The following is a 13,701-nucleotide window of genomic DNA, read 5'->3' as shown; positions in this document are numbered from 1 at the left end:
GTCCTGCTTTCTGGTGAAGGTCGGGGCGGTGGCGGGTCAGCGCCCGCCGAAGCCGCCGAGGGCGACGCCCTTGATGAGCTGCCGCTGCAGCACCGCGACGATGATCAGCGACGGGATGATCGCCAGGGTGGAGGCGGCCATCATCAGGCTCCACTGCGTCCCGTGCTCGCCGGTGAACATCGAGAGCCCGAGTGGCACGGTGGCGAGGTCCTGGCTGTTGATGATGATGAGCGGCCAGAGGTACGAGTTGTAGTACCCGACGAACGAGAAGACGCCGAGCACCGAGATGGGCGCGGCGAGCTGCGGCAGGAGCACCGACCACAGCGTGCGGAACCGTGAGGCGCCGTCGATGATCGCGGCCTCCTCGTACTCGATCGGGATGGTCAGGAAGAACTGGCGCAGCAGGAAGGTGCCGAACGCCGTGAACGCGAACGGGATGATGAGCGCCACGTAGGTGTCGACCAGGCCGAGCTGGTTCATCATGATGAACAGCGGCACGACCAGCACCTCCTGGGGCAGCACGAGCGTGAGCACGTACAGCAGGAAGAGCCGGTCGCGGTATTTGAATCGCAGCCGCGAGAACGCGTAGGCCGACAGCACGGCGACGATCACCGAGAGCAGCGAGCCGCAGAGCGCGACGAAGAAGCCATTGAAGATGAACCGGCCGAACGGCACCAGCGTCCACGCGTCGACGAAGTTCGACCACTTGACCTCGGAGCCGATGAACGACGGCGTGGGAGAGAAGACCTCCGACTCGGGCTTGAGCGCCGAGAAGAACATCCAGATGAACGGGAACGTGAACAGCAGCGCCACGACGGCGACCGCCGCCGTGTTCAGCCAGGTCGTCGCGACCACCTTGCGCTGCGCAGGGCGCAGCCGGCGGCGCACCCGGGTTGCCTCACTTGTCATAGTTGACCCACCTCTTCTGTCCGGCGAACTGCAGCGCGGTGATGAGCATGACGACGATGAACAGCATCCACGCGAGCGCGGACGCGTAGCCGAGCCGGTCGAACACGAAGCCGTTGCGGTACAGGTAGAGCACGAAGGTGTTCGTCGACTCGCCCGGCCCGCCCTGCGTCAGGATCTGCGGCTGCACGAACACCTGGAACGCGCCGATCATCGTCATGGTCATGGTGAAGAACAGCGCGGGCGAGATCATCGGGAGGATGATCGAGCGCATCCGCTGCCAGGCGTTCGTGCCGTCCATCCGGGAAGCCTCCAGCAGCTCCTTCGGGATGCCGGCGATGCCCGCCGAGAGCACGATCACGTTGTAGCCGAACGACTGCCACACCGACATCGCGATGACCGACGCCAGCGCGAACCGGGAGTCCGAGAGCCAGCTCGGCCCCTGGATGCCGATGGAGTGCAGCGCCGAGTTGACGATCCCGTTGTCGCTGAGCAGCAGCCGCCAGACCAGCGCGTTGGCCACCATCGGCGTGATGGCCGGCAGGAAGAAGATGACCCGCCAGAAGCCGGCGCCCTTGACCCGCGTGTTCAGCCACAGCGACACCGCGAGGGCGAGCGCCAGGTTGAGCGCGGTGTAGACGAACGCGAAGATCACGGTGTTCAGGAGCACCGTGTAGAAGGTCGGGTCGCTGAACAGCTTCTGGTAGTTGGCGAAGCCGACGAAGGTCGGCGCGCCGAACAAGGGCCACTCGAAGAAGCTGATGACCAGCGACCCGAGCAGCGGCACCACGATGAAGAACGTGAAGCCGGCGAGGCCGGGCCACAGGTAGGCGAGGGCGGTGAGGCCGTCGCCCTTCCGCTTGTTGCGGCCGCGCGGCGGCGTGGGATGCGGGACGTGGAACGGCCGGGTCTCGGGCGCGGCGGGCGCCGCCGTCTCCTCCGAGACGACGGCGCCCGTGATCAGTGGCGAGGACATCCGCCTACTGCCCCACCGAGTTCTGGATCGTGCTCATGACGTCCTTGGCGGTCTTGTCACCCCGGTAGCCCTCGACTCCGTACTGGGTGAAGAGGGTCTCGACCTGGTTCCAGGTCGGGGTGGTGAGCTGCGCCTTGGCGTCCTTCAGCAGGGCCTGCACCGCGCTGTACGCCTCGGCGGACTTGCCGTCCGCCCAGGCCGACTGCGCGTCGGGACGGGACGGGACGATTCCGCGCTTCTCGGCCTGGCCCTTCAGGACGCTCGTGTCGGTCATGGCCATGATCGCCTTGAACGCGCTGTCCGGGTCCTTGCAGTTCTTCGCGATGCCGAAGCCGGAGCCGGCCGTCATGCCCTTGGCCTCGCCCGACACGGTCGGGACGATGGTGACGCCCAGCTTGAACTTGGCGGCGGCGGCGAAGGTGCCGTACATCCACGGTCCCTCGATGAGCATGTCGCTCGCGCCCGAGGTGAACGCCGACTGGGCGACGTCGCTGCCGTCCGCGGCCTCCGGAGCCTTCGCGATCCCGTCCTTGGAGACCAGGTCGAAGTACGACTGCACCGAGTCGACCAGCTTGGAGTTGGTCAGGTCGAGCTTGCCGTTCTTGACCGCCTCCGCGCCGTCGGCGATCGCCCACGCGTTCGGGATGAAGAAGCCCGGCTCGATCGCGAGCGCCTTGTGGTCGGCCGTGGTCAGCTTCTTCGCGTCGGAGAGGAACTGGTCACGGGTGTAGGTCGCGCTCGGGAGGGCGAGACCGGCCTTCTGGAACGCGTCCGCGTTGTAGTAGAGGACGATCGGCTCGGCGTCGTAGGGGATGGCGCGGATGCTGCCGTCCACCGTCATGCCCTTGAGCATGGACGAGTCGAACTTCGACGTGTCGAGGTTGTTCTTCTTGATCAGGTCGGTCAGCGGCATCAGCAGCCCGGAGAGCTCCTGCGCTCGGGCGGCCTGGGTGGTCAGGAGGCAGGGCGGGTTGGATCCGCTCAGCCGGGTCTTGACCTTCGTCCAGTAGTCGTTGAAGCTCGGGCCTTCGATCGTCACGTCCAGCTTGGGGTCGACCTTCTTGCCGAGGTCGATGAAGCCCTGCCACTGGTCGCGGTCGCTCTGGCTGCTGACCCAGGTGTACATGCTGATCGGGCCGCCGGCGGCGTTTCCGCCTCCGCCGCCCGCACAACCGGCGAGCGCGGTGAGCGCTCCTGCCAGCAGAATGGCGGTACCGGCCCGTACCGCTGCGCGCTTGGTTCGTGGTGTCACTTGCTGTGCCTCCTCCATTGGATTCATCAAGGTGATCGCCGTGTTGGCGCGATCCTATAGGGTGTTTGATATAGGTTTCAAGTAGTCCGACTGGTCTATTCCGCGAGCGGCTCGAAGTCGATCGCGATCACGTCGATCGCCGCTCCCGACGCGGTTGGCGCAGGGATGTGCAGCTCCCCGAGCGCTTCGCCGCTCTGCTCCGCCTGCTCGTGGACCTCGACGTTCCGCTCGAACGGGAGCTCCTCGCCCGTCGCGAGCAGCCGCACCGAACGGACCCGCTCCACGGGGATGCCGCGCACGATCACCTGCTCGATCGGACGCATGACGAGGTGCAGGTAGAGCCTGCCCTGCCGCGCGGTCGACGGGCCGTAGAAGTCGACGCCGCTGGTGGGTGCGGCGCCGACGACGCTCTCGGAATGGGCGTCCATCCAGGCGCCGATCTCCTCCAGCGTCGTCACCTGCGACCCGTTGAGGCTGCCGTCGCCCTTCGGGCCGATGTTGAGCAGGAGGTTCCCGCCGCGGGAGGCGACCTCGATCAGCGTGGTCAGCAGGGACACCGTGCTCTTGCTCTTGGTGTCGCCCGGGCGCCACGCCCACATCTGGCCAATGGTGAGGCAGAGCTCCCACGGGCCGTCCGGGGCCGTGACGGGGAAGCCCTGCTCCGGCGTCTTGTAGTCGCCCTGGCCGAGCAGCCGGTCGTTGATGACCACGTCGGGCTGGAGGGACTTGATCAGCGCGCGCAGGCCCGCGCTGTCCCACTCCTCCTCCGAGCGCTCCCACTCGCCGTCGAACCAGAGCAGGTCGATCGTGCCGTAGCCGGTGAGCAGCTCGGTGAGCTGCCCGCGAAGGTAGTCCTGGTAGCGCGCCCACTGCTCGGGCGTCGGGCGGCGGTGCCGGTCGTCGGCGACGGGGGTGCCTGCGTTGGCGGGATCGGCGGCCGCCGGCCAGTGTTCCAGCGGGTACGGCCGGTCGTCCATCGTGAACGCCGGGTAGTCCGGGTGGTTCCAGTCCGGGAGGCTGTAGTAGATGCCGACGCGGATGCCCTCCGCCCGGATGGCCTCCACGAACTCCCTGGTGATGTCGCGGCCGAACGGCGAGTGCTGGATGCCGAAGTCCGAGTGCGCGGTGTGGAACATGGAGTAGCCGGCGTGGTGCCGGGCGGTGAAGACGACGTAACGCGCGCCCGCCTGCTTGGCGAGCCGGGCCAGGGCGACGGCGTCCCACTCGACCGGATCGAACGTCGCAGCAGTCGACTGGTACTGCTCGACCGTCACAGTGTCCTCGACGCGGTCGGAACCGGGGATGATGGAACGACCGACCAGCGGCCAGGAGATCTCGATCCCCTGCTGGCTGGCGTGGTCCCAGTGCACGAACAGGCCGAAGCCTGCTCCGGTGAACCATTCGCCGCCTGGCAGCTTCACGAGGTCGGTGCGCACGAACGAGTCGGGCGCCGCGGTGAGGGTGGGGGTCACGGAACGAACTCTCCTTCGAGTAGGTCTTTCAGGGTGAAGCCTATTGCCTATAGGATATGGGACCAGTGGCCGATCCACAATCGCCCGCCCACCACATCCGTTCAGCGCAGAAGGAGCCTCAGCGTGGCCATGTTCAAAGACGATCCCGTCCGCCCCGAGAACTACCGCCGGTTCGAACGCGACGTGCCGCAGTGGTTCGGAGACGCCAAGCTCGGGGTCTTCGTGCACTGGGGCCCGTACTCGGTGCCCGCCTGGGCGGAGCCGATCGGTGAGCTCGGCACCATCGAGAAGGAGTACTGGTTCCGGCACAACCCGTACGCCGAGTGGTACTACAACACCATCCGCATCGAGGACAGCCCCGCGGCCGAGCACCAGCGCGAGGTCTTCGGCGGCGCCCCGTACGACGACTTCCTCGACCAGTGGGACCCGGCCGAGTTCGATCCCGAGGAGTTCATCGCGCTGGTGAAGAGCACCGGCGCCGGCTACTTCGTGCCGACCACGAAGCATCACGACGGCGTCACCCTCTGGGACGCGCCGGGCACCGACGGCCGCAACACGGTCGCCCGCGGCCCGCGCCGCGACCTCGTTGGCGCGTTCGAGAAGGCCACCCGCGACGCCGGCCTCCGCTTCGGCGTCTACTACTCGGGAGGCCTCGACTGGCACTTCTCGCAGCTCCCGCCGATCACGTCGGAGGGCCAGGCGTTCGGCCGTCCGGTCGACGCGGCCTACGCCGAGTACGCCTACACGCACGTGGACGATCTGATCGAGCGCTACTCCCCCGACATCCTCTGGGGCGACATCGAGTGGCCGGACGCCGGCAAGCCGTCCGGCCCGTTCAGCATGGAGCGGCTGTTCGAGAAGTTCTACGCGGCCCGCCCGGACGGCGTCTCGAACGACCGCTGGGGCGAGACGCACTGGGACTTCCGCACCAGCGAGTACCAGCAGGGCACCGACGTCGAGGCCTCCGGCGCCTGGGAGAACTGCCGCGGCATCGGCTTCTCGTTCGGCTACAACCAGGTCGAGGACGAGACGCACCTGCTCAACGGCCCGGACGCGGTGAAGTCGTTCGTCGACATCGTCTCGCGCGGCGGAAACCTGCTGCTCAACGTGGGGCTGACCGCGCGCGGGACCGTGCCCGACCTGCAGCGGCGGACGCTGGAGCACCTCGCCGCCTGGAACGCCGTGAACGGCGACGCGGTCTTCGGATCGACCACGCTGGACTCGTCTCTCGCGGCCGCGTCGGACGAGCCGTGGGTGCGCTGGACCCGCACGGGCGACACCGCGAACGCCTTCGTGGACGCCACCGGCGAGGTCCGCTTGACGGCCGCCGCTGCGGTGGATGCGGCGAGCGCTCGACTCGCGGACGGCACCCCGGTCGCGGCCTCCCGCGACGGCGAGACGATCACCGTCACGGTGCAGGAGCCCGCCGTGGCCGGCCCGACGCTCATCCGTTTCGACCTGGCCGCCTGAGATGACGGTCGACGCCCACCTGCATCTCTGGGATCTGGACCGGGTCGCGTACCCCTGGCTGACCGACGCGCTGGCGCCGATCAACCGGACGTTCGCGTTCGACGAGGTGCGGCCCCAGCTGGAGCAGGCGGGCATCGACCGGGTCGTCCTGGTGCAGGCGGCGAACTCGGTGGAGGACTCGGCGGCGATGTTCGCCGTGTCCTCGCCGCTGGTCGCCGGGGTCGTGGCGTGGGTGGACCTGCTCGACCCGGCCGCCGCGGCGCGTCAGCTCGACGGGTGGGCGGAGCATCCGACGTTCGTCGGGGTGCGGCACTTGATCCACGACGAGCCCGATGCCGACTGGCTGGGGCGACCGGAGGTGCGCGCGTCGCTCGCGCTGCTCGCCGCGCGCGGCCTCAGCTTCGACGTGATCGGCGTGCTCCCCCGCCACCTGGAGCACGCGCTGTCGATCGCGGACGAACTCCCGTCACTGCGGCTCGTCGTCGACCATCTCGGTACGCCGCCGGTCGGCGCCGACTCCGCGGAGCCGTGGGCCGGACTCCTCGCCGAGTTGTCCCGCCGGCCGAACGTGTCGGTCAAGCTGTCGGGCCTGACCACGCTCGGCGGCGGAGCGGACGCCGCTCAGCTGCGGCCGTACGTCTCACACGCGTTCGACGCATTCGGGCCGGCGCGCGTGCTGTACGGCGGCGACTGGCCCGTCTCGACGCTGGCGGGGCCCTACGCGGAGACATGGGCGACAGCGGATGCGCTGCTCGCGGGACTCTCCGCGGATGAGCGCGCCGACGTGCTCACGCACGCCGCTGAGCGCGCCTACCGGCTGCCCGCGCGGTAGCCCCGAGACCCTACCGCTCCCGCAACCCGGGCGTCATCGCCAGCCCCGCGAACGCGTGCCGCGCGAACCGCGCCACATACCGGCGGAGGTTCTCGACCTCCTGCGGGTCCCAGCCGAGGGTGACCTCGTCCACCTGGGCCTGCGCGACCGCCATGATCCGCTCGCCCAGCTCGCGGCCGGCGGCGGTCAGCGCCACGAGCACGCTCCGCTCGTCGCGCGGCGACGGCACCCGCCCCACCAGATCGATCTCCTCCAGCCGGCGGACGATCTTGGAGATGTTCGCCTTGCCCGTTCCGAGGGTCGCCGCCAGGTCGGTCGGGCGCAGCGCTCCACGGTAGGCGAGCTGGTTGACGACGACGAACATCGGGATGTCGTCGACCGGGAAGCCGATCTGCTCCATGACCCGCACGCGCACGTCCCGGCTGTCGGCCCAGTGCACGATCGACGCGATCGACAGGCGCAGGTCTAGCGGGTCCTGCTCGATGACCGGCGAGAGGTCGGTGTCGTCCGACACGCTGCCACCTCCTTCTCGTCGTGTCGCGCTTCTCGTCTGTCTGGCCAGTATCGCAGCCGGGCTCACCCCTCCCGCACGACGCGCACCGGCCCGAGCAGACCGTGCGGACGCACGACCGTGACGTGCGGCCCCTGCCGCCCCATCAGGAACAGCCCCATGTCCGGGATGTCGTCGTAATACCCGCGCGCGATGAGCCGGTTGTTCAGTGAGCTCGCCACCCGGACCACGACCGTGTTCACTCCCTCCCTCGCAGCGTCGGTGATGTCGACCACCGGGCGCGACGTGTCGAAGCCCACGGCCTCCCCGCCGTTCACGACCACCGAGCCCAGGCCTCCCGCGGTCGAGCCGAGGTCGAGCAGGAGCCGCTCCCCGGACGCCGCGGCCGCGTCGAGCGTGAACGACGTGCGGTACTCCCCGACCCCCGACACCTCGGGGCCGACGCCCGGCAGCTCGCTCCACGGCAGGAGGTCGGAACCAGCCGCCGACAGCGCACTGACCGCCGTCGTCGGCCGCAGCTCCCGGCTCTCGTAGCCGAGGCCGCGGTCCTCCACGATCAGCTCGTTCTCGCCCGCGTCCCAGCTCTCGACGGCGATCGTCCAGCCGTCGACCGCTGTCACGACCTCGCGCTCGACGGGCTGCGACGGCGCGGGACGCTGCGAGCGGTCCACCGTGAGCAGCGCAGTCTCCCCCGGGGCCAGCGCGACCGTCACGAGCGTGCGGTCGCCGTCCGTGCGCACCCCGCGGTGCTCGGCGAGCGCGCCGGTCCACGGGTCGACCCGGTACGGCGTCCCGAGCCCGGGCAGCGCGACCTCCACCACGGTGTCCTCGCCGGTCTCGTACAGGAAGTGGTACAGGTACACGTGCAGCAGCTCGCCGTCCTCGCGCAGGTAGCCGAGCACGTCGCGGTTCTCGGCGGTGAACTCGGCGCGGCCCACCACGCCGAGGTCGCGCAGCGCCGCCACGGTGCGCGCGGGGTCGTCAACCTCCGTCACAGTCGGGAGGCTGCGCAGCTCGGCCATGATCGCGGCGAGCTCATCGTCGCGGTGGTCGAGCCCCGGCGTCCGGGAGGCCGCGCGCTCGTTGACGACGAACTCGCCGGTCATCAGCAGCTTCAGCTCGCGCGCGCCGTTCACGATCAGCACCCGGAGCCCCTGCCGCGCCCAGTCGAGGAGGTGCTGCGCGACGTCCGCGCTCAGGGCCTCCTGGTACACGATCAGCGCCTGGTAGCCCGGGCCCTCCGGCTGCACGAGCCCGTCGCCGAAGACCACCTCGTCGCGCAGCAGCAGCGAGCCGTCGAGGAACTCGTAGCTCCAGCCGGCGTCCTGCATGCCGAGGTCCTGCCACCAGTGGTTCTCGCGGTTCCGCATCCACATCTGCCCGTAGGCGACCTCGTCAGGGATGCGCTCGCCCGCCTCGTCGAGGAAGAACATCCCGGACATGTTGTCCACGAAGTGGTCGGTGCGGAGGATGCCCACGTCGATGCGCGGCATCCCCTGACGCAGCAGGTACTGGAACCGGCCGACCGCCTTGTTCCACTGCGGGTAGAACTCGCTCGCCGGCTGCCGGAGGTCGAACCGCTCGGAGAATCCCGGCCACATCCCCTCGTGCCCCGGCCACTCGGTCGCTCGCTCCGCGCCCGCGGTGCTCGCCCAGCCGTGCAGCACGGTCTTGGTGATGCCGGCCGCGAGCTGGGTCGCGATGATCTGGTCGTAGAAGCGGTGGTCGAGCATGTGGTTGCGCGTCGTCGCGCCGGTCTCCGACGAGTACTGCTTGCCGAACAGGTGCGCCGGCCCGGCGAGCAGCCGGTACGCGTCGATCTGGGAGCCGAACTCGAGCGACTCGGTCTCGATCCCGTCGACCTCCGGCCCGGGACGGGTCAGCTCGAACGGGAGGCCGTAGCTGATCTCCGAGCGCAGCAGGATGCCGTTCTCGTGCAGGAACGCGGCGAACGGCCGCAGCATGTTCTCGATGTAGAGGTCGGTGAGCGTGTCCACGTAGTCGTGCCGCACCTTCTCCACGGTCGCACGCTGGGCCGGGGTCGGCTGGTGGCGGTAGGTCGTCGCCGACGCCATCAGCAGCACGCTGCGGGTGAGGAACGGCAGCCACGGCGTGATGTCGTACCCGCGGCGCTCGCGGAACTCCCGCGCGACCGACGCACCCCAGAACAGGCCGCCGTCGCCCCAGGTGTTCAGCTCAAGGGAGTCCATGTACATCTGCGCACGCGGGTTGCGGGCGATTAGGGCGCGCAGCTCGGGCGTCAGGACGGTCGAGCCCCAGTAGTCGATCACCGCGTCCACGCCGGCGCGCTCCAGATAGTTGACGGTGTAGTTGACGCTCGCGGACGGGGAGGCCGTCTGGCCGGTGCCGTGCGACCAGAAGGTGAAAAGCCTCCACTCGCGGTCGTCGGCGGGCTCCCAGTCGAGGGCGCCGTCGCTGACGAGGGCGGTGAGGTCGAGGACTCCGTCCGCGTCGAGGACCGGGACGTCGCCGTTCTCGACCAGGGGCGCCGCCACCACCGCGAAGAACTCCTGCGTCTTCGGCGCGATGCGGTGCCCGGGCAGGAGGCTCTCCTCCCGCTGCGCGTCCAAGTCGATGCGGCGGAGCGCGCCGCTGCGGCCCGCGCCCGCGCGGACCTCCTCGACCACGACGTTCAGCTCGCGCGCCGCGGCCGGGTGGTCGGGGTCGATCGTCGGCAGGTTCGCGTTCGACCAGTTGGTGCCGGAGGTGAAGCTCACCGACATCCCGCGCGCCGTGGTCTCCTCCACTACGAGCTGCGAGTCGTGCACCCACTCCTCCGAGCCCCAGCCGTACCGCGCGTGGTCGATGGCCTGCTCGTCCATCGCCAGGAACTCCATGCCGCCGAAGCCGAGCCGGTGGGCCGCGTCGATCTCGAAGCGCAGGGTGCGGTCGGTGTGGAGGCCTTCGGCCAGCCACCAGCGCAGCTCCGGGCGGTACTCGATCGGCGGGTCCTGGAGAGCGGCGCGGTGGGCGTCGAACGTGCGGTGCTGGTCTTCTGCGGGCATCGGCGATCTCCTTCGAGCGACGGGCTGGTGTCGTGAGCATAGCATTTGTTTTCCTCACGACACTACTGATCGGCTCCGCCCGACGCCCGCGACAATGTCGGTATGCCTTCACTGTCACCCGCCGACCCGCACACGCTCGCCCGACGCGGCCTCCATCTGGCCGCGGACCGCCGCCGCGCGATCGTGGGGATCGCCGGCAGCCCCGGCTCCGGCAAGACGACGCTGGCCCGCGCGGTGGTGGGTGCAGCGAACGAGCAGGCCGGCGAGCCGGTCGCCGCGTACCTCCCGATGGACGGCTTCCACCTCGCCGACGCCACCCTGGAGGCGCTCGGCCGCCACGACCGCAAGGGCGCGATCGACACCTTCGACGGCTGGGGCTTCGTAGCGCTGCTCGAACGCGTCCACGGCGAGCGCGACCACCCCGTCTACGCACCGGCCTTCGACCGCGCGGTCGGCGAGCCCATCGCCGGGAGCCTGGCCGTCCTGCCCGGCGCGCGGCTGATCGTCGTGGAGGGAAACTACCTGCTGGCGCCGACCGACCCGTGGTCGCGCATCCCACCGCTGCTGGCCGAGTCCTGGTTCGTCACGACGACCGAGGAGGAGCGGCTGCGCCGGCTCGTCGACCGGCACACCCGCCACGGCCGCACCCCGGAGGCCGCCCTCGCCTGGGCGCGCGACGTCGACGGAGCCAACGCCCGCCTCATCGAGCCGACCGCGGCGAGCGCGACACTCATCGTGGACGGCGGACTCCCAGTCGGCGCCGCTTAGCCTGGAGGCATGACCGACACTTTCGACACCGTCACGATGTTCGGCGCGGACTGGTGCCGCGACTGCATCCGCTCCAAGTCCCTCCTCGACCGCCTCGGCGCCGACTACGAGTACATCGACCTCGTCGCCCGCCCGGAGGAGGCCGACCGCGCCCACGCGATCAGCGGCCGCACCAACATCCCGGTGATCGTGTTCCCGGACGGGCGCCACCTCGTGGAGCCGAGCGACGCGGAGCTGCAGGCGGCGCTGGAGGTCTAGCCCGCCAGCACCACCAACTCCCGCGTCGACCGCGTCATCGCCACGTACCGATCGACCGCCCCCTCGATCCCGTCCCCGAACCCGTCGGGATCGAGGAGCACGACCAGGTCGAACTCGAGCCCCTTCGACTGCGCGGGCGTGAGCACGCGAAGGCGGTCGGACGGCGACGACCAGCCCCGCGAGCCCCCGGCCGCGATCACGCACCCGATCCCCGCCGGGTTCTCCTCGAGCCACCGGGCCACGATCCCGTCCAGGTCGTCCCGCCTCCCGCGCACCACCGGCAGGCCGCTGCTGCGGACCGACGTCGGCACGTTCGCGTCCGGGATGGCCGCCCGGATCACCGGCGCGGCCTCGGCCATGATCTCCTCCGGCGTCCGGTAGTTGACGGTCAGCGTGGAGACGCGCACGTCCGGGATGCCCGCAGCCGCCAGCCGCCCGGACCACGAGTCCGTGAACCCGTGCCGCGCCTGCGCCCGGTCGCCCACGATCGTGAAAGCTGCGTGACGGGCAGCGCCGCAGCAGCATCCGCCACTCGGCGTCGGTGAGCTCCTGGGCCTCGTCCACGACGATGTGCGCGAACGGCCCGGCCAGCAGGTCGGGGTCGAGGCTCGGGAGGGCGGCCTCGTCGATGAGGGAGCGCTGTGCGTCCTCGACCTTCAGCATCGTGACCAGCCCCTCGCCGTCGTCGGCGGCGATCAGGTCGTCCACCACGCGGTTGCGGCCCTCGCGCTCGAAGGCGAGCACGGCCTCCCGCTCGCGCGCCACCCGGTTCGCGGCCGGGTCGCCGATCCGCTGCCGTGCGGCGTCGAGCAGCGGGAGGTCGGACAGTGTCCACGCCCGGGGCTCCTCCCGCTGCAGCGCCCGCACCTCCTGGTCGCTCAGCCACGGCGCGCACGCCCGCAGGTAGGCGGGCACCGAGAACAGGTCGCCGAGCACGCCCGCGGGGTCGAGGAGCGGCCACGCGCGGGTGAAGGCCGCGCGGAGCCCGTCGTTCCGCGTGAGCTGGCGGCGCAGGGCGGCCTCCGGGATCGCGTCGCCGGCCTTCGCCACCAGGATCGTCAGCAGTTCCTCCCACACCTCGTCGCGCGCCTCGTCGTGCGGCGCGCCCGCCCCTGCGGCGTCGAACGCGTCCGCCCAGTCGTCGGGCGTCAGCGGGAGGTCGGCCCACTCGGTCTCCACGACCATCCCGCGCGACGGCGGGACCTCGTGATACCGGACGGCCCGCTCGACCGCCGTCACCATCGCGGCCGACGCCTTCAACCGTGCGACCTCCTCGTCGGCCTCGGGCTCGGCGGACGCGCCCTCCGGCAGCAGGTCGCGCAGCGTGCAGAGCTGCACCCCCTCCTCGCCGAGGCTCGGCAGCACGTCGGAGACGTAGGCGAGGTAGGCCGGGCTCGGCCCGACGAACAGCACGCCGCCGTGCCCCTGCGACAGCCGCGGGTCGGAGTACAGCAGGTAGGCCGCGCGGTGCAGCGCGACGACCGTCTTCCCGGTGCCCGGGCCGCCGTCCACAACGAGTGCGCCACGGGAGCCGTCCCGGATGATGGCGTCCTGGTCGGCCTGGATGGTCGCGAGCACGTCCCGCATCCGCGGCGACCGGCTCGCGCCGAGGCTCGCGATGAAGGCGGACTGGTCGTCCAACGCGGCCCGCTCAGTGGCGTCGTCGAGGGCTTCGGCCGCGAAGACTTCATCCCAGTAGTCGGCCACCCGCCCTTTCGTCCAGCGGTACCGTCGCCGGCTGACCAGCCCCATCGGGTCCCCGAGCGTGGCCCCGAAGAACGGCTCGGCCGCGGGCGACCGCCAGTCGACGAGCAGCTTCTCGCCGTCGTCGCCGGTCAGCCCGAAGCGGCCGATGTAGACGGTCTCCGCGGCATCGGTGACCATCCGTCCGAGGCAGACGTCGATCCCGAACCGCCCGAGCGCGCGCAACCGGGAGCTCAACCGCCGGACCTCGGTGTCCCGGTCGAGCGCCTTCTGGCCGTGACCGCCGGGCGCGCGCAGCTCGGCGGCGAGCTGATCGGACAGCTCGGCGATGGTCGTCCGGAGGGTGCCGTCGATGGCGGCGAAGTGCCGTTCGTCGGCGGCGATGAGGGCGGGAACGGACTTGGCGCGGAGGTTCTCGGGCAGGGCGAAGGCAGGCGAGGAGGCAGTCACGATCGACGATTCTCCGCCCGCACCGGGGCCTTGCCGCAAGCCCCCCGCTCTCCCGTATCCTGGAAATGCAGGGGGA

General features: G+C 70.5%; 11 protein-coding genes and 1 pseudogene. 4 read left to right on the top strand and 8 right to left on the bottom strand.

Translation table 11 applies throughout. The features are described from left to right. Positions 1–36 precede the first annotated feature (36 nt). The 4 genes from ABH923_RS12095 to ABH923_RS12080 form a co-directional block, all read right to left on the bottom strand. Positions 37–909, bottom strand: a complete 873-nt coding sequence (locus ABH923_RS12095) for a carbohydrate ABC transporter permease (protein ID WP_370055609.1) — start codon at positions 907–909, stop codon at positions 37–39. Further along, positions 899–1,882 (bottom strand): carbohydrate ABC transporter permease, encoded by a 984-nt coding sequence (locus tag ABH923_RS12090; protein ID WP_370055608.1) that lies wholly within the window; start codon positions 1,880–1,882, stop codon positions 899–901. Before ABH923_RS12090 ends, ABH923_RS12095 begins: the two co-directional genes overlap by 11 nt. A 4-nt stretch (positions 1,883–1,886) precedes the next feature. Further along, a complete protein-coding gene (locus ABH923_RS12085) occupies positions 1,887–3,134 on the bottom strand; it encodes an ABC transporter substrate-binding protein (RefSeq protein WP_370055607.1) in 1,248 nt (415 codons plus the stop codon). A 95-nt stretch (positions 3,135–3,229) separates the two neighbouring features. Next, positions 3,230–4,606, bottom strand: coding sequence for an alpha-L-fucosidase (locus ABH923_RS12080; protein ID WP_370055606.1), 1,377 nt, complete (start codon positions 4,604–4,606; stop codon positions 3,230–3,232). Between the two features lie 129 nt (positions 4,607–4,735). On the opposite strand from ABH923_RS12080, the gene ABH923_RS12075 reads away from it, so the two are divergent. Both ABH923_RS12075 and ABH923_RS12070 read left to right on the top strand, forming a co-directional pair. Next, entirely contained in the window at positions 4,736–6,076 is a 1,341-nt protein-coding gene (locus tag ABH923_RS12075) for an alpha-L-fucosidase (RefSeq protein ID WP_370057353.1), read from the top strand. Between the two features lies 1 nt (position 6,077). Beyond that, on the top strand, positions 6,078–6,908 hold the full coding sequence (locus ABH923_RS12070) for an amidohydrolase (protein WP_370055605.1): 831 nt from the start codon (positions 6,078–6,080) through the stop codon (positions 6,906–6,908). 10 nt (positions 6,909–6,918) lie between these two features. Here the strand turns inward: ABH923_RS12070 and ABH923_RS12065 are convergent, their stop codons facing one another. Both ABH923_RS12065 and ABH923_RS12060 read right to left on the bottom strand, forming a co-directional pair. After that, a complete protein-coding gene (locus ABH923_RS12065) occupies positions 6,919–7,422 on the bottom strand; it encodes a MarR family winged helix-turn-helix transcriptional regulator (protein WP_370055604.1) in 504 nt (167 codons plus the stop codon). A gap of 62 nt (positions 7,423–7,484) precedes the next feature. Further along, entirely contained in the window at positions 7,485–10,445 is a 2,961-nt protein-coding gene (locus ABH923_RS12060) for a glycosyl hydrolase (RefSeq protein ID WP_370055603.1), read from the bottom strand. Positions 10,446–10,547: 102 nt separating this feature from the next. On the opposite strand from ABH923_RS12060, the gene ABH923_RS12055 reads away from it, so the two are divergent. Continuing rightward, complete coding sequence (locus ABH923_RS12055) at positions 10,548–11,213, top strand: nucleoside/nucleotide kinase family protein (protein ID WP_370055602.1); 666 nt, start codon at positions 10,548–10,550, stop codon at positions 11,211–11,213. 9 nt (positions 11,214–11,222) lie between these two features. Next, a complete protein-coding gene (locus tag ABH923_RS12050) occupies positions 11,223–11,471 on the top strand; it encodes a glutaredoxin family protein (protein WP_370055601.1) in 249 nt (82 codons plus the stop codon). On the opposite strand, the gene ABH923_RS12045 is transcribed toward ABH923_RS12050, so the two are convergent. Continuing rightward, positions 11,468–11,956, bottom strand: coding sequence for a hypothetical protein (locus ABH923_RS12045; RefSeq protein ID WP_370055600.1), 489 nt, complete (start codon positions 11,954–11,956; stop codon positions 11,468–11,470). The two genes, ABH923_RS12050 and ABH923_RS12045, sit on opposite strands and share 4 nt — an antisense overlap. 64 nt (positions 11,957–12,020) lie before the next feature. Further along, a pseudogene (helR, locus tag ABH923_RS12040) lies at positions 12,021–13,625 on the bottom strand (RNA polymerase recycling motor ATPase HelR); the annotation flags it as partial. Positions 13,626–13,701 lie beyond the last annotated feature (76 nt).

The sequence above is a fragment of the Leifsonia sp. EB41 genome, assembly GCF_041262565.1.
In the GTDB taxonomy this organism is placed as follows: Bacteria; Actinomycetota; Actinomycetes; order Actinomycetales; family Microbacteriaceae; genus Leifsonia.
Note: the sequence above shows the minus strand (reverse complement) of the source record. Positions and strands in the feature narration are given on the sequence as shown.

Coding starts and splice junctions, on each gene's coding strand:
- ABH923_RS12070 (WP_370055605.1), top strand. CDS start 6,078: ATGACGGTCGACGCCCACCTGCATCTCTGGGATCTGGACCGGGTCGCG.
- ABH923_RS12075 (WP_370057353.1), top strand. CDS start 4,736: ATGTTCAAAGACGATCCCGTCCGCCCCGAGAACTACCGCCGGTTCGAA.
- ABH923_RS12050 (WP_370055601.1), top strand. CDS start 11,223: ATGACCGACACTTTCGACACCGTCACGATGTTCGGCGCGGACTGGTGC.
- ABH923_RS12090 (WP_370055608.1), bottom strand. CDS start 1,882: ATGTCCTCGCCACTGATCACGGGCGCCGTCGTCTCGGAGGAGACGGCG.
- ABH923_RS12060 (WP_370055603.1), bottom strand. CDS start 10,445: ATGCCCGCAGAAGACCAGCACCGCACGTTCGACGCCCACCGCGCCGCT.
- ABH923_RS12095 (WP_370055609.1), bottom strand. CDS start 909: ATGACAAGTGAGGCAACCCGGGTGCGCCGCCGGCTGCGCCCTGCGCAG.
- ABH923_RS12055 (WP_370055602.1), top strand. CDS start 10,548: ATGCCTTCACTGTCACCCGCCGACCCGCACACGCTCGCCCGACGCGGC.